Here is an 18519-nt window from a genome sequence, read left to right on the forward strand (position 1 = left end):
TAACAACAGGCTCCGAGATTCTGCAAACGACATTTGGCCGAATCATGGGACTATAGCAATTAAGTAAGTTCTGTTTTTAAGAAGTATTCATAAAAAGTTTTGATTTGTGACGCAAAGAAAGCGGCGAATTTGGCACTTATTCTATAGCCTAGTTCGCCATATTCGAGTAAATCGAAAATTTTGACAAAAAAAATCTTTTGGATATGTTGCAAATTATACAATTTTTTTGTAGAATAATGAGGAAAGATTTTTTGGCAGCAATGCAAATGCGTTCTGCCAGCGAAACGGGGGAAAGAGAATATGTCGAATAGGCTGTTCCAAGGCATCGTGCATCAGATGCGTGAATCCATTGACCGTGTCATTGGTGTTGTGGACGAAACCGCTACGGTTATTTCTTGCAGCGATCTGACGAGAATTGGAGAAACCTTCGAATATTTAATGCTGGGACTGACAGAAGTTACAGATACGGTGGTGCGGGATAATTATACTTTTAAATCCTTCGGCAGCAAAATAAAGCCGGAGTATGCCGTGTTTGTAGAAGGCACCGATGAGCTGGCCGCCAAATTCTGCAGTGTGCTGGCTGTCTCCTTTTTCAGCATCAAACAGTATTACGATGAGAAATACGATCGGAATAACTTTATCAAAAATGTTATTCTGGATAATATTCTTCCTGGGGATATTTATGTCAAGGCCCGGGAGCTTCACTTCAATATCGATGTCAGCCGTGCTGTGCTTTTGGTGCGCATTGTTTCGGCCAACGATATCTCCGCTTTTGATGTAATCCAGAATCTTTTCCCCGATAAGCAGAAGGACTTTGCTTTTAACATCAGCGAAACGGATATTGTGCTGGTCAAGGAGATCAAGGCTGGGATTGAATCCAAGGATTTGGAAAAGCTGGCCCGCTCCATTGTGGATACTCTAGGTTCTGAATTTTACACCAAGGTTGTTATCGGCATTGGCACTGCGGTTGTGGGTGTCAAGGATTTGGCACGCTCCTTTAAAGAGGCCCAGGTGGCGCTTGAGGTGGGCAAGGTGTTTGATACCGAAAAGGCCATTGTCAGCTACGATAATCTGGGCATTGCCCGGCTGATTTATCAGCTGCCTACCACCTTGTGCGAGATGTTCCTGAAAGAAGTCTTTAAAAAGGGTTCGATCGAAAGCTTGGATCAGGAAACTCTGTTTACCATCCAGCGCTTTTTTGAGAACAACCTGAATGTATCCGAAACCTCCCGTAAGCTGTTTGTTCACAGAAACACTCTGGTTTACCGGCTGGAAAAAATCCGCAAGCTTACCGGCCTGGATCTGCGGGAATTTGATCATGCCATTATTTTCAAGGTGGCGCTTATGGTTAAAAAATACCTCACCTCCAATCCGGTCAAATACTAACTCAGCGCAGAGTTGCTGCGCGCGCTTGGAAATGAGGCGAACACTATGATTGAATTTTCCAATGTTTCCAAAGTTTATAAAAATGGAACACAGGCGCTGAAAAATATCAGTTTTAAGGTGGAAAAGGGTGAATTCGTTTTTGTGGTCGGCGCATCCGGCGCTGGTAAAAGCACCCTGATTAAAACACTGCTGCGGGAGGAGATCCCTTCCAGCGGCACTGTTTTTGTTAACGGCAACAATTTGGGCCGTATGAAACGCCGCCATGTTCCAAAATTTCGCCGCTCCCTGGGTGTTGTGTTTCAGGATTTCCGCCTGATTCCCAACATGACTGTTTATGATAACGTAGCCTTTGCTCTGCGGGTTACCAATGTGGCCAGCAAGGATATCCGCCTGCGGGTGCCCTATATTCTGGATCTGGTGGGTCTGGCAGATAAGGCCAAGTGTTTCCCTGAGCAGATTTCCGGCGGTGAGCAGCAGCGTGTAGCACTGGCTCGGGCGCTGGTCAACAATCCCTCCATTATTATCGCGGATGAGCCTACCGGCAATATTGATCCTGAGCTGAGCTTCGAGATTGTGGACTTGCTCAGTGAGATCAATAAGTGCGGCACCACCATTCTGATGGTTACCCACGCCCATGAGTTAGTTTCTTACTTTAACAAGCGGGTGATCACCATCAGTGATGGTACTGTCATCTCCGATAACAACAGTGGCGTGGCCCCTGAGCTGTTTACAGGAGAAGCGCTGGATGACTTTGACCGTAATACAGCCGGCAAACAGAAACAAATCGATTACTCCGATGTCACCGTCAGCGATCTGCTGCGCCGGTATGAGCAGAAAAACAACCGGGGTTTCGGACAGCCTGGCAAAAAGGTGTCGGGGGGTACATATGAGAGGCCATAATATTGCCTACCTTTTTAAGGAGGGCTTTCGCAATTTATTCCATAACAAGCTGATGTCCTTTGCGTGCATCGGTGTTTTGATGGCTTGCCTGCTGCTGATCGGTGGGGCGGCCATGTTTTCCATTAATGTCAACAGCATTGTCCAATATGTAGAGGATCAAAACGAAATTGTAGCCTTTTTATCCGATTCCATGGAGCAGGGCGATATTGATGTATTGACCCTGAAGCTGGGGAAAATGGAAAATATTCTGCAGGTCACCTTTATTTCCAAAGAACAGGCTTTGGAAGGAGAAAAGGAAAAGATGGGGGAGTTTGCTTCCCTTCTGGATGGTTTGGAAGAAACCAACCCTCTGCCGGATACATTCATCATTCGTATTGACGATCTGGCGAAGCTGGAGCAAACTGTTGGTCAGCTTCGGGATATGGATGGCATTGAAAAAGTAAATGCTCAAACTGAGGTTGCCACCATTCTGACCGGCATAAAAAAAACGGTTACTGTGGCGGGCATCAGCATCGTTATTATTCTTGTGGTGGTTTCTGTGGTGATTATTACAAACACCATCAAGCTGACTGTTTTCAGCCGCCGCAAGGAAATTAATATTATGAAATATGTAGGCGCTACCGATACCTTTATCCGCATGCCTTTTGTTGTGGAGGGGATGATGATCGGGCTGATAGCGGCTTTGCTTGCGTTTGGGCTGCTTTGGGGCGGCTATTGGTATCTCCTGAAATGGATCGGGGAGAATTATGGCCCTTATATCGGCCCGGTTTATGCCAACACTGTGGATTTTGTTTCGGTTGCCCCCTATGTTCTAGGAGGTTTCTCCATCCTAGGTATTTTTATTGGGATGGTTGGGAGCGGCATGTTTATTCGCAAATATCTGAAGGTTTAGTGAGGGAGGAATCATACACATGCTTAGGACAGAAAAAAGAAGGCTGAGCTTTTTGGCCTTCACCATGGCTTTTGTATTGATCATTACAGGTTCTGTGCGCCCTCTGCTGGTTTATGCCAACGACGATGAGGAGAACGAAACCCAAGCCTCCTCCAGCACCACCAGCAAATACCAAAGTGAGCTGGATGCCATCAGCAAAAAGCTCAAGGAGCTGGAAAACAGCAGCAAAGAAATCCAGCGGAACATTGCGGATGCCAAAACTCAGAAGGACAAAGAAACCGCCAACAAAAACAGCTTGGATACACAGATCAACATCACCAAAAGCGAGATAGAACTGCTTGAGGAGCGCATTACGGTTCTGGAGCAGAAAATCGCCGATAAGGAACAGGAGATTGTGGATAAACAGGCTGAAGTCGATGCAAACTACGAACAGTTTCGTAAGCGTCTGCGGGCGATGTATATGAACGATGAAGCCAGTGTTTTGGGTCTGGTGCTGGGGGCAGACAGCTTTGCCGATTTCCTCACCAAAACCGAAACGGTGGTGCGTATTTCTGATCATGACCGTAAGCTGATGGAAAACCTCACCCAGGAACGTATCCAGCTGGAAGGCCTAAAGGCCGATCTGGAGGATAATATGGCTGATGTGGAGGAAACCCGGCTCGAAACCGAGAACAAGAAAAAGGATTTGGGTGTTAAGCTGCAAGAGGTTAACCTGAAAATCCATGAAATTGCGGATATGGAGAAGCAGTTTAACTCAGAACTGGATAAAAACAAAGCCGAAATGGCTCGCATGCGTGCCGAAATGGATGAAATCTACAAACGCATCGAGTGGGATAAGAGCCCTTATGTAGGCGGCGAAATGGCATGGCCGCTTCCCGGCTTCACCAAGATCAGCTCGGAATATGGCTATCGGTTTAATGGCGCCGATTTCCACACGGGCATGGATATCACCGGTTCCAACGTTTATGGCCAGTCTATTGTGGCGGCCAATGCCGGAACGGTCAAGTTTGTTAACTGGACTTATACTGCAGGCCGAGGTTATGGTATTTATGTCATTGTAGACCACGGCGGCGGTGTTTCCACCCTGTATGCTCACTGCTCCAGCATTGCGGTTAAGGTGGGAGATGTTGTTACACGAGGGCAGGCGATTGCATCGGTAGGCTCCACCGGCTGGTCCACTGGGCCGCATCTCCATTTTGAGGTGCGTATTGATGGGAAGCACACCAACCCTAAGCCTTATGTAATGAAGAAATAGAAGCTGTTTGGGTATATATTTTTGTATTCCGCTGACTACCGTGCCCACAGGTGCGGTAGTCATTTTCAAATAGAGCAAGGAAAGACCCGCTTATATTGTGGACGCGTTTTTCCCTCAATCCCAAGGAAGTGAGTGATGGAATGAATAAAAAAATATCGCTGGGAGCGGTTATCGCCATTTTGGCTGTAGTTGCTGCGGCTGTTTTTTCAATGACAATGACCTATGCCAACCAGACCTTTAATGCAAAAACGGCTAATCTTCGTGAAAGAGAAAAGCTGTATTCTAAATTTGCTGAAATCAACCGGCTTGTGCTGGATAATTATTTGAAAAATGTGGATGAGAACGCGTTACTGGATAGTGTTGCCCAAGGCTTTGTAAAGGGCATTGGCGATGAATATGCTGTCTATTATGATGCCAAGGCCTATGAGAAGATTTTGAAGGACGCCGATGATCAACAGGCAGGGATCGGTGCTGTTTTAACAGCCAGCCCGGATGGTTATCTGCAAGTGGGCGAGGTCTATCCGGAATCTCCGGCTCAAATTGCCGGCATCAAGGAAGGCGACATCATTGTTAAGGTGGATGAAACCGATCTGACCATGGAAAATACCCAACAAATGGCCTCGGACATTCAGGGGGATGCAGGCACCAAGGTGGTATTGGTTGTCCGCAGCGGCGGCGAGGATTCCACCAAAGAGCTAACCCGCCGCCATGTGGAGGTACCCACCGTTTATTCCCGTATGCTGCCCGATACACAGGTCGCCTATCTGCGCATTACCCGTTTTAGCGACTATACTTCCGATCAATTTAACACAGAGCTGCAAAAAATGCTGGATCAGGGCGCTCAGTCTTTAATATTTGATGTTCGGGATAACCCCGGTGGTTCCATGGCTGCCACTATGCGCATTCTGGATAAGCTGCTGCCTTCCTGTGTAATTGCTTCGGCAACCTACCGCAACAACACTACCGAGGTTCTTGCTACCTCCGATGCCAACCAGATTCAGATGCCTATGACCATTCTGGTCAACGGGAATACTTCCTGCGAGGCTGAGCTGTTTGCCATTGCCATTAAGGATGAGGGGGGAGGCCGTTTGGTCGGTTCCACCACCAAGGGCAAGGGCATTCTCCAAAAGGAGCTGCAGCTGGAGGATGGATCAGCTATCAAAATTTCCGTTGCTTATCTCAATCCGCCCAAAAGCCCCGCTTTCCACGAAGTGGGCATTAAGCCGGATTTTGATGTTGTCATGCCTGCAGAAATGGAAAAGAACTGGATGAATTTGGATGAAACGGTGGATCCTCAGCTCAAAAAGGCTGTGGAGGTTGCTGTAACGACCATGAAAACCGGTGCACAGGCCGAATCTTCCAGTGGGGTTTCTTCCGCCGGCTGAGAGAAAGTCGGCACAGGTGCTGTTACCCGTTAGTGCTCTGTACTATCCCGAGCCCTTCCCGCATAGACATACTGTATGTGTAATTCATATGCCGCAGAGATTTTAGAGGGATGCATTTCTTTTAAATCCGGCGGGGTATATACGCAGGCTGTGCCCGCTGGCTTTGCGGCACAATTGTCGATGCAGGGTGAGGGTGGTTTGGATGTTTGTTGTGTTGGAAATAAATGATCGGCAGGAGCCGGGTTTATTACACCGTCTTGCGGGAAAGCTGACAAAAGCCAAGCTTCAGCTGGAGCGGGAAACTCTGTTTGGCAAAAGCTATGGGAGGCTTCGGGTCAGCTCCTTGGAAAAGGAAGCCGATTGGTGGCGTGTCTATCAGTATTTGGGCCGTTATGGCCGGCGGCTTCTGTTGCCGGAAGGTGTGGAAGTTCCCGGCGGCGTTCCACTTCTGGGTTTTCACAGCGGGCTTTTTGATACCGAGGTGCTCTTTCATACAGCCTGTGCCATTATCAGCCGCAGCCGCATGCAGATGTATCGCCGCCTTGTGGGGCTTATAGACCCGGACGGCCGCTATGTCAGCCAGTTGGCCGGTTTGCTGAAGTATTTTACTGCGGTGAAGGTGCATACGGACAGGCCGGATTTATATCGGCCAGCCTGCCGGGAGATGATGGAAACCTTTGGGGCACCAGTGATGATCTGCGAAAGCCTTGCAGGTCTGGAAGGCTGTGTAATGGTGCTGTGCCCACAGCCTTTTGAAACGGAGCAGCCCCTTCGTTTGAGCGGCCCCGTGTTGGGCGATGAGAACATCCGCCTGCCCTGCAAGTTTGATTTAATTTCTCACCTTGAGGTGGAATTGCCCCAGGATATAAAGGAAAAGCTGCCCCCGGGGGTATCTCCCCATGAGTTTGCAGGTGCGCTTTATGAGCTGTTGGATATACGCAATCAGCCCCTTGTGGCTAAAAATATGCGATACAATCACAAAGTTTCCAGTTTGGGAGAGGTTGTGGGGCTGCTGGCCCGGCAATTTGAAGTGGCCACTTCCAATACGCCGCCCTGTGAGGCGAGAGAGGAGGAACGGGTCACAACCCGCTCGCCCTTCTCGGTGGAGCTATAGGCAATTATGCTTAAAATAAGACCAAACTTTTAATTTTTTTCGATCACTTGACAGCCTTGGGCACTTTTACTATAATACTGTTATTGCCTGAGGCCCTAATCAGCAAGAGTATTGGATAAGGGGAGAATATAAATGTCCGGAGAAATTCTCATGACCATGGATGGTTACAACCAGCTTAAGAGAGAGTTGGATGAACTTCGCACAGTTCGCCGCCGGGAAATTTCGGAGAAAATCCGTGTTGCTCGCGGTTTTGGTGACCTTTCTGAAAACAGCGAATACGATGAAGCCAAGAACGAACAGGCTATTGTGGAATCTAAGATTGCGACTCTCGAAGAGCAGTTTAAAAAGGCAAAGGTGATTCAGACCGATAAAATTTCTACAGAATTTGTTTCGGTTGGAACACAGGTTACCCTGTTGGATATCGAGTTTGATGAGGAAATGTCCTATCGTCTTGCCAGCGTGGTGGAGGCACATCATTCTTCTGTTGAAACCATCACCGATGAATCCCCGGTTGGCCGGGCTGTAATCGGCCACAAGGTGGGCGATACAGTGGAGGTTACTGTTCCCAATGGCGAAGTAGTTCGGTATAAGATCGTGGCAATCAGCCTTTAACGAGGGTATCCCCACAGAAAAGATTATGAAAACATTTTATACTTAAAAACGCCCTGAATCCGTAGATTCAGGGCGTTTTTCTGCTTTGCTTACACTTTTTCTCAAATAAACAAAGCGATTTTTCTTTGCGTACTTTCTTTTTTTCTAAAAAGACAGTACGTTATTCTTGTTTGATGGCTTCCAGTGCGCTGATGCGAACGGCACGGTTAGCGGGGTAAAAACCGGCACCGATGCCGATAAAGGTGGCAAAGCTCATCCCCAGCAAAACCAGCCACAGAGGAATAATGGACATTTTAGCTCCAGCCATTCCGCCCATCCCCAAGCTTTCACCCAGAGAACCGCCAAAGGTGTTGAGCAGATAGCTGAGCAGGTAGCTGAGACCCACGCCGATTACACCACCAAAAAAGCCGATCAGCCCCGCTTCTACCAGAAACACCTGCCGAATGTTGCTCACAAGGCACCCCAGCACCTTCATAACACCAATTTCACGGGTACGCTCATACACCGACATGATCATGGTGTTTGTGATGCTAATGGCCGCCACAAACAGTGTGATAGCCCCTATGCCCCCCAGAATCAGCTGAATCTGCTGAGCCGATTTTTGCAGGCTTTGGCGGTAGCTTTCCATGCTCCACGTGTTGTTGAAGCCCATTTCCTTAATGGCTGCCTCCACCTCCGCAACATATTTCAGCTCCGTGGCCTTAACCTTAACTGTCTGGAAGGTGCTCTTTTCCTTTTTTTGATCCTGTGTCAGCTTTACGCTGTTTTCTTTGTTATAGGCTTCTGTCAGCATGCGGAAATCATCTACCCGCATAAACACGCCGTTAGCGGTTTCCCAGCCTTTGGCGTAATCCTGCTTGAGGATACCGACTACCTTTACCTTGTATTCCAAGGTCTTAGCTCCCTCTTTCTGAGGCTCCATCTTAAGGGTAAATTCCGAATCCATCGGGTCAAAATAAGGGTCAGGCATTTCTTCGCCTTCGCCATAGCCAAAGCGGATGTATCCGCCACGTTTTTTCTTGGTATCCCGGAAATCATAGACTGCCTGTGAGCCCAAAATCACCGGAATTACCTTGGTATTGTAGCCGGAGGGAAAGCTTTCTCCCTGTGTTATTTCATAGCCCAGCTTTTCAATGGCTTCGGGATAAATCAGCGTCGGGGACATCCACATGGAATAGCGGTCCTTGCGTCCGGTGACCAGATTCACACTGCCATCAAAATTGCCGTAGCTGACAGGGGTGGCAATTTCCACATTGGGCAGTGCCTGTATCTGCTTGACAGCTTCATCGTTGAGAGAAACCGCATCGCCGCTGTAGCGCCCGCCGTTGATTTCAATCACAGTCAGATCACCGGCCTCCGCCAGCATTTGCTCCTGACTGGCATTGATGCCCACGCCAAGAGAAATCATCACCACAATGGAACAGGTTCCGATCACCACACCCATAACGGTGAGAAAGGTGCGCATTTTACGCCGAGTGAGATTTTGGACACACATTGCCAGTAAATCAGAAATCTTCATCCAAGTCTTCCTCATTTCCCTTAGCCTTGATACGCTTGATGATATACAGAGCCAAAGGCCCTGCAATCAGCAACCCGCCCACTGTACACAGGGATAACTGAAGCCAGTTGATCGACTTATTCTCCTCCCCCATGCCCGGGTCCACAGGCTCGGGATCTACAGGAGGCATCCACGCTTCTTCAACGGTTACGTTATAAGGCAAAGTAATGTGGTTGGTCACCATATTTTCATTTTCATATTGCAGCACAATTTCGCCGCTAAACTCACCGGCAGTGCTTGGAACCAGAGTGAATTCCAGTGAACCGGTTTTACCGGCCTCCACATTCCCGAAATGCTGGGTATCGGGAACAGCTTCACCAAAGGTGTTTACCCCAGATACATTGTAGACGGTGGATTTTCCACGGTTAATAAAGTTCAGTGTGAAATAATAGTTTTCGCCTACCTCCATAATTTCCGGCAAATCGGTGATGGGGTCTACCTCAAAACGGTCAATCTGGGTGATAGGGATGGCAATTTTCTCAGTGGTTTCGCCCTTTTCACGCTTTTTATCCACCAAGTATTCATAGGCAAATTTAATCTCCACCGATTTGCTGCCTACAGCCGCCCCTGCCTTGGCTTGCAGCCGGATTTGATGACCCATGCTGCCGCCTGCTTTCAGAGCGTCAATATAAACGCTGTTAGAAGCAGTGGCAATGGTCAAATCCTCAGGAGGAGTAATGGTCATGACAATGTTTTCCAGAGGAATGTCGGAGCTGGTGTTTTTAAAGCTGATATCCAGGGGGAACTCCTGACCGGCCTGAATATAATCCTTGCCGTAATTGTATTGGCTGATGATGATAAAGGGAGTGGGCGGCGCAACCCCGCTGCTATCATCGCCTACTTTAGCTTGGGGAATGGTGGCTGTACCATTGCCGGCAACCCGTTCGCCGTTCCACATATAGTATTGGGTGCGGAACCGCAGAGAGGTGGCAGAGCCATCCCACCGGATGTTGGAGAAAGTTAGGCGGAAGCGGGCATAGTCGAAGCCATCGGATTTATCGGGGTTGATCAGCCGAAGCTGGCCTTTGTTGTTGACCGAAGAAGTAAAACCAGATTCGGATACCAGATACCCGGTGAAATCCTCCTCGTTCATGTCCTCCACATCCTCATAGAGGAGGCCAAAATCGGTGAATACGATTTCCAGCTTGCCCACAACGGAATCCTTATCCAGAAAATCGATCACATCGCCCTTGGAATCCCGAGCGGTGACTTTATCCACCACAATGTCAGGTGTCCAGAGCTGGGGGTCATCATCGCCCCCGGAAGAGGAACTATCCTTATAATATTTTGAGTCAATGCTAAAATCTGCAACGAGAATTTCAGATATAGCTGTACCGCCGCTATTACTTAGAAAGGATATTCCAGAAATCTTAAATGGAGAAGCACGGTCTTGTGAACCATTAAAAACGGCGTTTTTAATGGTAAAGATCAGTGTTCTATCATCATTTGCTACAGTAATAGATTCGTATTTCTTGCTAAATCCGCCACCAGTTAATTCAAAAGTTACTTTGTTGTTTGTATTATTAAGGGAGGCGATTTGATAGCCATCAGCAACTCTCACTTTGAATTCCAGAGTATACTTGTCCCGAGACGCAAGCTTTCGGGAAATTTCGTATTCCTTATTTACATCAGTGTATATAGTTAAACTGGAATCAGTATATGCGCCAGCCGCATAGGCCGTCATGGAAAATAGTCCGCCTAAGGAAGTAGCCAGCAAAAGCAGAGCAGCGATAAGCGCAGCGGCTCTGGTTAGTTTTTTATTGTTCATGGGGTTCATCCTCTCCGGTTGTTTTTGGGGCTTCGGAGGCATTGCCTCTTTCGTCGGGCATAGGCTGGTTTGGCGGCTGAGCCTTGTTCACGATGGCGGAGGCATTGCCTCTTTCGTCGGGCGTAGGCTGGTTCGGAGATTGGCCTTTGTGGTCGGTGGCGGAGGCATTGCCTCTTTCGTCGGGCATAGGCTGGTTAACAGGTGGGCCTTTAGGTGAGGATGCCCTTTCGGTTAAGGTATCCTTCACAATGTTGCCGTCCCGCAGGGTAATCACCCGGTCGGCATATTCCGCCAGCTCCACATCATGGGTGACCAGCACCAAGGTGAGGTTGCTCTCCTTGGCCATCTTCACCATCAGTTCCATAACCTCAATGGTGGTTCTGGAATCCAGGTTTCCCGTTGGTTCATCGGCAAAAATAATTTTGGGCCTGGCCACAAAGGCACGGGCAATGCCCACACGCTGTTGCTGGCCGCCCGACATCTGGGAGGGCCGGTGGTTCATACGATTGCCCAGCCCCACATTTTGTAGCATCAGCTTGGATGCCTTTAACCGCTTTTTTTTATCCACGCCCCTGAAATTCAGCGGCATGCTTACATTTTCGATAGCGGTCATGCCCGGCATCAGGTTATAGGATTGAAAAATAAACCCGACATTTTGCTGGCGAAAGCGCGCCAAACGGTCTTCATCCAGCTTGGCAATGTTTTTTCCTGCAATCATCACACTGCCTCGGGTGGGTTTTTCCAGACCCGCCAATTGGTTGAGCAAAGTGGATTTACCGGAACCGGAGGTGCCTACAATACAGCAGACCTGCCCCACCGGTATATTTAGATTGATGTTGTCCAGCGCCACTACCTGGTTGCTGCCAATGCGGTAAATCTTGCGCAGACTGCTCACCTGTATGGCGATTGATTTATCCAAAAACACCCCTCCTAATTTAGAGTGCAAGCCAATTTCCCCACGCCGCATGTGTGGGAATGGCAATAAAATAGTTGGCCGCAGCTTGTCAGCTAAACGGCCCAAGTCTAAAAAATATATATTCTGCTAAAAAAACACACCAAATGCTATTATCTTACTTTACTATATCACATTCGGGACTGGCCTTCAATGAGTTTTATAGCTGTCTATGTCAAAACCATGTTTTGGTTTTGAACAGCGGTGATCTGCCGTTAACCGCTTCATTCTCATCTACATGCAATGCGTGTTTGCGGGCGAAGCCCACAATTTTGAACTTGTATACGTATATAAAGTTTGCTTCAAAACTCGGTATTTAGTAGGCATCCTCTGAAAAAAGGCCCAAAAGGATTTCCACCGCTTTGTAGTTTTGCCAGTATAAAATTTCCTTTGGAGTAAATAATACCTTTAAGACAAAAGAGATTTCTGCTAATAAAACTGCAGAAATTCACCGGGGCTCCCTTTATATAACTAAATGGAAAGGCCGGGAGAAGCATATTTCTATTTTACGACGATGGAGGAAAAATAACCATATGAAAGCAACAGGAATCGTGCGAAGAATTGATGATCTGGGCCGTGTTGTAATACCTAAAGAAATCCGCCGCACCATGCGCATCCGGGAGGGCGACCCTCTGGAAATCTACACAGACAACGATGGCGAAGTCATCTTTAAAAAATATTCCCCTCTGGGCGAACTGGGATCTTTTTCCAGTCAATATGCGGAGGTGCTTTACCGCACCGGGGGATTCCCCGTGGTGGTTTGCGACCGGGATCATGTCATCTCAGTAGCCGGTATTCCCAAAAAAGAGCTGCTGGAGCGCCGTGTATCCTCCAATCTGGAGGATAATATGGAACAGCGCAAGACTTTTGTCCACGAAGCGGCAGATTCCCCCCGCCTCCAGCCTGTAGAGGGCGTAGATCGCTATGCCTTGGCTGGGGCTCCCATTATCACCTCTGGGGATGTGTGCGGCTCCATTATGTTTCTGTCCAACGAAAATTCCGATCTTGCAACCAAAACCGAAATCAAGCTGATTACCACGGCCGCCGCTTTTCTCGGAAAGCAGATGGAGGAATAGCCTTTCTTTCTCTGCGCTATGCGGTTAAAATGGTGCCAGCCTCTTGCAAATAGACGCAATATGTGGTAGACTAAATAACGTAAATGATAGTAAGCATGACGAAAGAGTGGGAGGTTCCCGCTCTTTTGTTTGTGTATGGGGTTTGAGGCAAAAAAAGGAGGCGGAAATTTGGCCAGAGAACACAAGGAAACTACGGTGCAGATAGCGGCCCGTCTGGTTCAGCCTATTGTGGAAGAACGAGGGCTGATTTTGTGGGATGTTCGCTACGAAAAAGAGGGCAACGGCTGGTATTTGCGCTATTTTATAGATAAAGAGGGCGGCGTTGATATCAATGACTGCGAGGCGGTGAGCAAGGCGGTGGATCCCTTGCTGGATGAGGCCGACCCGGTCAGCCAGAGTTATACGCTGGAGGTTTGCTCCCCGGGGCTGGAGCGCTCGCTTATCAAGGATTGGCATTTTCAAAAGTATATCGGTGCGCCGGTTATGCTGCGCCTGATTCGGCCGGTGGAGGGAATCCGGGATTTCAAAGGCACCCTTCTTTCCAAGCAGGAGGATGAAATTACCATTGAGCTGGAGCCGGAGCTGACCATGACAGTGCAAAAGGGCGAGGTTGCCTATATTAAATTGGACGATTTTGAAATTGGAGGAAACAATCGATGAACACCGAATTTTTTGACGCGTTGACCCTTCTTGAAAAGGAGAAGGGGATACCGGCGGATTATCTGCTGGAGCGGATCAAAAATGCTATCGCAATTGCGGTGAAGCGGGATGTGGGCGGCGGCGAGGATGCAGTGGTGGAAATTGACCCGGATTCGGGCCGTTTTTATGTAGCCTACCGCAAAACCGTTGTGGAGCAGGTGGAAGAGCCCAGTGTTGAAATTCTCTTGGAAGAAGCAAGGAAATACAACAAGAGAGCCGAAGTGGGCGGCACTGTGGAAATCCCCATGGAAACCAAAAAATTCGGAAGAATTGCGGCACAGACCGCCAAGCATGTTATCCGGCAGGGCATTCGGGAAGGGGAGCGGGATCAGCTTCTCCATGAATACCAGAGCCGCCAGAACGACATTGTTTCCGCCATCGTTTTGCGCAGCGATGAGCGCCGTGGCAACATTACCCTTGAAATCGGCAAATCCGAGGCCATTCTCCCCAAGAGCGAGCAGGTGCCTACCGAGACCTTCCGGGATGGCGAGCGCATCCGTGTTTATGTGGTGGATGTAGCCTCCGGCGATAAAGGCCCCCGCCTGATGATTTCCCGCACCCATCCGGGGCTGGTTAAGCGCCTTTTTGAAATGCAGGTGCCGGAAATTTACGATGGCACTGTTGAAATCCGAGCCATTGCCCGTGAGGCCGGTTCACGCACCAAAATTGCTGTCTGGTCCAAGGATGAAAACGTGGATGCCGTTGGCGCCTGTATCGGCCCCAAGGGAACCCGTGTTTCGGACATTGTGGATGAGCTGGGCGGCGAAAAAATAGATGTAGTCAAATATTCCGAAGACCCACAGGAGCTGGTGGCTGCGGCCCTTTCGCCTGCTCAGGTAATTGCGGTTGAAATTGAAGATTTGGAACAGCGCAGCTGCAAGGTAACTGTGCCGGATCATCAGCTTTCGCTGGCGATTGGCAACAAGGGTCAAAATGCCCGTCTGGCAGCGCGGCTTACCGGATGGAAAATCGATATTCGCCCGGAAAGCGGCTTTTTCGGGGAAGAATAACTGCCTCACCTAAGCAAATATACCGATTTAGGTATAATCAGCGTACCTTTGACCATAGCTTGATTTTAGGGGAGCAGCCTTTGTCCGCTTGAACCAATCGCATACGACCTGTTCAGTGGATATTGTGTATCGGATTTTACTTTGGATTTTGAGGCTGGGTGTAAACGCGACTGCGGTCGATTGCCAAGCAAGGAAATGGGGGAACCTTATGAAACAGAGAAAGCTGCCTGTGCGCATGTGCCTCGGCTGCAATGAGCACAAGCCTAAAAAAGAGCTGGTGCGGGTGGTGCGCAGCCCACAGGGGGAAATCTCACTGGATACCACAGGGAAAAAGCCGGGGCGGGGCGCCTATATCTGCGGCAATTCCCAATGCCTTGCAAAAGCAATTAAGGCCAGAAGGCTGGAACGTGCCTTTTCCTGCCAGATACCCGAAGAGGTTTATGGGCGATTGGAGGAGGAAATGAAAAACAGTGGAGAATAATTTGCTTCTGGCGCTGGGCCTTTGCCGCAAAGCCGGCAAGCTGGTTATGGGGTTTGATCCTGTGGTGGAGGCTATGGTCTCCGGCAAGGTAAAGCTTCTGATAACCACCGCCGACCTTTCGCCCAAGAGTCTCAAAAACATAACATATGAAGCACAGAAATATGGAATTGCTCCCCGAGCCGCATCCTTGACCATGGAGGAGACAAAGGCGATGCTGGGGAGGCGTACAGGAATTCTGGCTGTGCTGGATCCGGGCTTGGCAGGCATGGTGGAAAAAAAGCTGAGCTGTGAAAATGAGGAGGATTAGATATATATGATGGAGAAGTATCGTGTACACGAGGTTGCCAAGGATTTGAAAGTTCCCAGCAAGGATATTATTGATCTTTTGGGCGAGCACTTTAAGGAGCCTAAAAAACATATGACAGCGCTGGAGCCTGTTGAACTGAGTGTGATCCTTGAGCATTACACCAATAAAAACAGCGTGGAAAGCTTTGATGCCTTTTTTGCCCGGGCCAATATGCCCAAGCCCCAGGCTCCTGCTAAGGAAGCGCCTGAGGCTCCTGCTAAAGAGGCTGTTGAGGCTCCCAAGGCTGCGCCTGCACCGGAAAAACCCCAGCAGAGTGCCCCCCAACAGAGCGCTCCTCAGCACAATGCACCTCATCGGCCGCAGGCTTCTGCCGGCGGCAGACCGGGCCAGAACCAGAATCGGCCCGGTCAGCAGGGCAACCAGAACCGTTTTAGCGGGCAGGGCCAGCGCCCCGCCGGCAACCAGAATCGGCCCGGGCAGCAGCAAAACCGCCCGGCCGCTCCCAGACCGTCGGTACCGCTTTCTTCCGCTCAGCCTCAGAACGCTGCCTCCGGCGATACAGTCAAGGTGGAGAAAGCCAACACCGCCCGCACTGTTGATATGCGTCAGGTCAAGGTGAATCTGGATAAATACAACGAGCGCTATGAGCAGATTGCCCCCACCAACCTTCAGAAAAAGGATACCGGGGTGAAAAAGCAGAAGCTAAGCCAGCGCTCTGCCCAGCGTGGCAAACCCTTCATGTCCCGCAAGGAGCAGGAGGCACAGAAGCTGCGCCGTCTGGAAATGGAGCGTCAGCGCCGCCAGAAGCTGGAAATTACTTTGCCTGAGGAAATCTCGGTCAGCGATTTGGCCTCCCGCCTGAAGATTCAGTCCGCAGAGGTCATCAAGCGCCTCATGGGCCTTGGTATCATGGCCGCTGCCGGCCAGATCATCGATTACGATACTGCCGCCATGATCGCTATGGAAATCGGCGCCAAGGTAGAGCCGGAGGTGGTTATAACCATCGAAGAGCGGCTGTTCCAGGAAATTGAGGATACCGATGAAAACACCCTGACCCGCAGCCCGGTTGTGGTTGTTATGGGCCACGTTGACCACGGTAAAACCTCTCTGCTGGATGCCATCCGGGATGCCAATGTAACGGCAGGCGAAGCCGGCGGCATTACCCAGCACATCGGTGCTTATCAGGTGCAGGTGGAGGATCGCTCCATCACCTTTTTGGATACCCCCGGTCACTCCGCTTTTACTTCCATGCGTGCCAGAGGCGCACAGGTCACCGATATTGCCATTCTGGTGGTGGCAGCCGATGACGGCATCAAGCCCCAGACTGTAGAGGCTATCAACCATGCCAAGGCGGCGGGTGTTCCCATCATCGTGGCTATCAACAAAATGGATAAGCCGGATGCCAACCCCGAGCGGGTAAAGCAGGGCCTCACCGAGCATGAGCTGGTTCCCGAAGAGTGGGGCGGCGAGACCATCTGCGTGGAGGTTTCGGCCAAACAGCACCAGAACATTGATTCTCTGCTGGAGATGGTGCTTCTGGTAGCGGATATGCGTGATCTTAAGGCCAACCCAGACCGTATGGCCAAGGGTACTGTTATTGAGGCTCGTCTGGATAAGGGCCGTGGCCCTGTGGCAACCATTCTGGTGCAGAACGGCACCCTCCACAACGGTGATGTGATTATTGCCGGAACAGCGGTGGGCCGTGTGCGTACCATGCTCAACGATAAGGGCGAGCGTGTTGAGGATGCAGGCCCTTCCACCCCTGTGGAAATCACCGGTTTGGGTGAAGTGCCCCAGGCTGGTGACGCCTTCAATGCGGTTGAGGATGAAAAGCTGGCCCGTGAGCTGGTGGATCAGCGCCGCCATGAGGCCAAGGAAGAAGTCTTTAAATCCTACACCAAGGTCACCTTGGATAACCTGTTCTCCCAGATTTCCGAAGGGGAAATTCAAGAACTGCCCATCATCATTAAGGCTGATGTGCAGGGTTCTGTGGAGGCTGTCAAGCAGTCTCTCGAGAAGCTCAACAGCGATGAAGTCCGGGTTCGGGTCATTCATGGCGGCGTAGGTGCTGTCAGTGAATCCGATGTTATGCTGGCCAATGCTTCCAACGCCATTATCGTTGGCTTTAACGTCCGTCCCGATCCTGCCGCTCAGGAAAATGCCCAGCGGGATGATGTTGAAATCCGCCTTTACCGCATCATTTATGATGCCATTGACGAAATCAAGGCCGCTATGCGTGGAATGCTGGCTCCCAAGACCCGCGAGGTGGATTTGGGCCGTGCCGAGGTTCGTCAGGTCTATAAGATTTCCAATGTGGGCACTGTAGCCGGCTGCTATGTGCTTAGCGGCAAGATTACCCGCTCTGCAAAGATTCGTGTGGTAAGAGACGGCATCATTATAGCGGATGACGAGCTGGATAGCCTGCGCCGCTTTAAGGACGATGTGAAGGAAGTTGCCACCGGCTATGAGTGCGGTATGGGCCTTAAAAAATATGGCGACATCAAGGAAGGCGATATTCTGGAAGCCTACGAAATCGAAGAATATAGAGACTAAGATCATTTATATGGCTCATTCGGCAGGAGATGCCGCCCATGCCGCTGATTCTCTGCCGAGGATCGGCGGCAAAGCCATACTTGCTTCGGGCATAAGAAGCGAGCAGCTTATGCAGGAGTAAGATACCCGCTTTCAGGCTAGACTAAGAAGGCAGGCAGCAAACTTTTAAAATGCAAGTATAGAAAGGGGGAGCCGTTATGGCGTCCCATAGAACACAGCGAACCACCGAGGATATTCGCCGGGAGCTTGCGGATATTATGCGCAGCATCAAGGATCCTCGTGTAACCGGGCTTTTGAGCATTGTCAAGGTGGATTTATCCGGGGATTATTCCTACTGCAAGGTTCTGATCAGCTCCATGGAGGGGTTGGAAGCCGCTAAAAAGGCGGTGGAGGGTCTAAACAGCGCCGCCGGTTATGTGCGCCGTGAAATCGGGCTGCGCATTCGGATGCGCCGTTCCCCCGAATTCCAGTTCATTGCCGATAATGGCATTGAATACAGCGCTTCTATCAATAAAATGCTGGGCGATATTCTCTAAGCGGCCGGTAAAACTTCATGTGGAAATGCAGGTGA

15 protein-coding genes and 2 pseudogenes are annotated in these 18519 nt (G+C 49.8%); 14 read left to right on the forward strand and 3 right to left on the reverse strand.

What is annotated here, in order from left to right:
* Positions 1–300 precede the first annotated feature (300 nt).
* The 7 genes and pseudogenes from U6B65_12390 (at position 301) to greA (ending at position 7544) form a co-directional block, all read left to right on the forward strand.
* The gene (locus U6B65_12390) at positions 301–1386 is read left to right on the forward strand and encodes a helix-turn-helix domain-containing protein (protein WRS27119.1); all 1086 of its coding nucleotides are present in this window, start codon (positions 301–303) and stop codon (positions 1384–1386) included.
* Between the two features lie 45 nt (positions 1387–1431).
* Positions 1432–2085: pseudogene (gene ftsE, locus U6B65_12395) on the forward strand (cell division ATP-binding protein FtsE).
* Positions 2086–2272: 187 nt separating this feature from the next.
* Positions 2273–3178 carry a permease-like cell division protein FtsX gene (ftsX, locus tag U6B65_12400; protein WRS27120.1) on the forward strand — a complete coding sequence of 302 codons (906 nt, stop codon included), beginning with the start codon at positions 2273–2275 and terminating at the stop codon, positions 3176–3178.
* A 19-nt stretch (positions 3179–3197) separates the two neighbouring features.
* Positions 3198–4433, forward strand: coding sequence for a peptidoglycan DD-metalloendopeptidase family protein (locus U6B65_12405; GenBank protein WRS27121.1), 1236 nt, complete (start codon positions 3198–3200; stop codon positions 4431–4433).
* 140 nt (positions 4434–4573) lie between these two features.
* Positions 4574–5818 (forward strand): S41 family peptidase, encoded by a 1245-nt coding sequence (locus tag U6B65_12410; GenBank protein WRS27122.1) that lies wholly within the window; start codon positions 4574–4576, stop codon positions 5816–5818.
* Positions 5819–6029: 211 nt separating this feature from the next.
* Entirely contained in the window at positions 6030–6932 is a 903-nt protein-coding gene (locus U6B65_12415; protein ID WRS27123.1) for a hypothetical protein, read from the forward strand.
* 132 nt (positions 6933–7064) lie between these two features.
* A complete protein-coding gene (gene greA / locus U6B65_12420) occupies positions 7065–7544 on the forward strand; it encodes a transcription elongation factor GreA (protein ID WRS27124.1) in 480 nt (159 codons plus the stop codon).
* 160 nt (positions 7545–7704) lie between these two features.
* Here greA and U6B65_12425 read toward each other — a convergent pair whose 3' ends face one another.
* The 3 genes and pseudogenes from U6B65_12425 to U6B65_12435 all read right to left on the reverse strand — a co-directional run bounded on the left by U6B65_12425 (position 7705) and on the right by U6B65_12435 (position 11837).
* Complete coding sequence (locus U6B65_12425) at positions 7705–9063, reverse strand: ABC transporter permease (GenBank protein WRS27125.1); 1359 nt, start codon at positions 9061–9063, stop codon at positions 7705–7707.
* Positions 9050–10870 carry a hypothetical protein gene (locus U6B65_12430; GenBank protein ID WRS27126.1) on the reverse strand — a complete coding sequence of 607 codons (1821 nt, stop codon included), beginning with the start codon at positions 10868–10870 and terminating at the stop codon, positions 9050–9052. The genes U6B65_12425 and U6B65_12430 overlap by 14 nt, the downstream gene beginning before the upstream one ends.
* A 247-nt stretch (positions 10871–11117) precedes the next feature.
* Positions 11118–11837: pseudogene (locus U6B65_12435) on the reverse strand (ABC transporter ATP-binding protein).
* Between the two features lie 518 nt (positions 11838–12355).
* Between U6B65_12435 and U6B65_12440 the strand changes: the two are divergent.
* From U6B65_12440 to rbfA, 7 genes are all read left to right on the forward strand, one after another.
* Complete coding sequence (locus U6B65_12440) at positions 12356–12898, forward strand: stage V sporulation T C-terminal domain-containing protein (protein ID WRS27127.1); 543 nt, start codon at positions 12356–12358, stop codon at positions 12896–12898.
* Between the two features lie 168 nt (positions 12899–13066).
* The gene (gene rimP / locus U6B65_12445; GenBank protein ID WRS27128.1) at positions 13067–13558 is read left to right on the forward strand and encodes a ribosome maturation factor RimP; all 492 of its coding nucleotides are present in this window, start codon (positions 13067–13069) and stop codon (positions 13556–13558) included.
* Positions 13555–14607 carry a transcription termination factor NusA gene (nusA, locus tag U6B65_12450; protein WRS27129.1) on the forward strand — a complete coding sequence of 351 codons (1053 nt, stop codon included), beginning with the start codon at positions 13555–13557 and terminating at the stop codon, positions 14605–14607. Before rimP ends, nusA begins: the two co-directional genes overlap by 4 nt.
* A gap of 208 nt (positions 14608–14815) precedes the next feature.
* The gene (locus U6B65_12455) at positions 14816–15088 is read left to right on the forward strand and encodes a YlxR family protein (GenBank protein WRS27130.1); all 273 of its coding nucleotides are present in this window, start codon (positions 14816–14818) and stop codon (positions 15086–15088) included.
* Positions 15078–15395: a 50S ribosomal protein L7 gene (locus U6B65_12460; GenBank protein WRS27131.1), complete on the forward strand. Its 318-nt coding sequence runs from the start codon at positions 15078–15080 to the stop codon at positions 15393–15395. Before U6B65_12455 ends, U6B65_12460 begins: the two co-directional genes overlap by 11 nt.
* 6 nt (positions 15396–15401) lie before the next feature.
* Entirely contained in the window at positions 15402–17948 is a 2547-nt protein-coding gene (gene infB / locus U6B65_12465; GenBank protein WRS27132.1) for a translation initiation factor IF-2, read from the forward strand.
* A 197-nt stretch (positions 17949–18145) separates the two neighbouring features.
* Positions 18146–18484: a 30S ribosome-binding factor RbfA gene (rbfA, locus tag U6B65_12470; GenBank protein ID WRS27133.1), complete on the forward strand. Its 339-nt coding sequence runs from the start codon at positions 18146–18148 to the stop codon at positions 18482–18484.
* Positions 18485–18519 lie beyond the last annotated feature (35 nt).

This window comes from Oscillospiraceae bacterium MB08-C2-2 (genome assembly GCA_035621215.1).
GTDB lineage: Bacteria > Bacillota > Clostridia > Oscillospirales > Ruminococcaceae > WRAV01.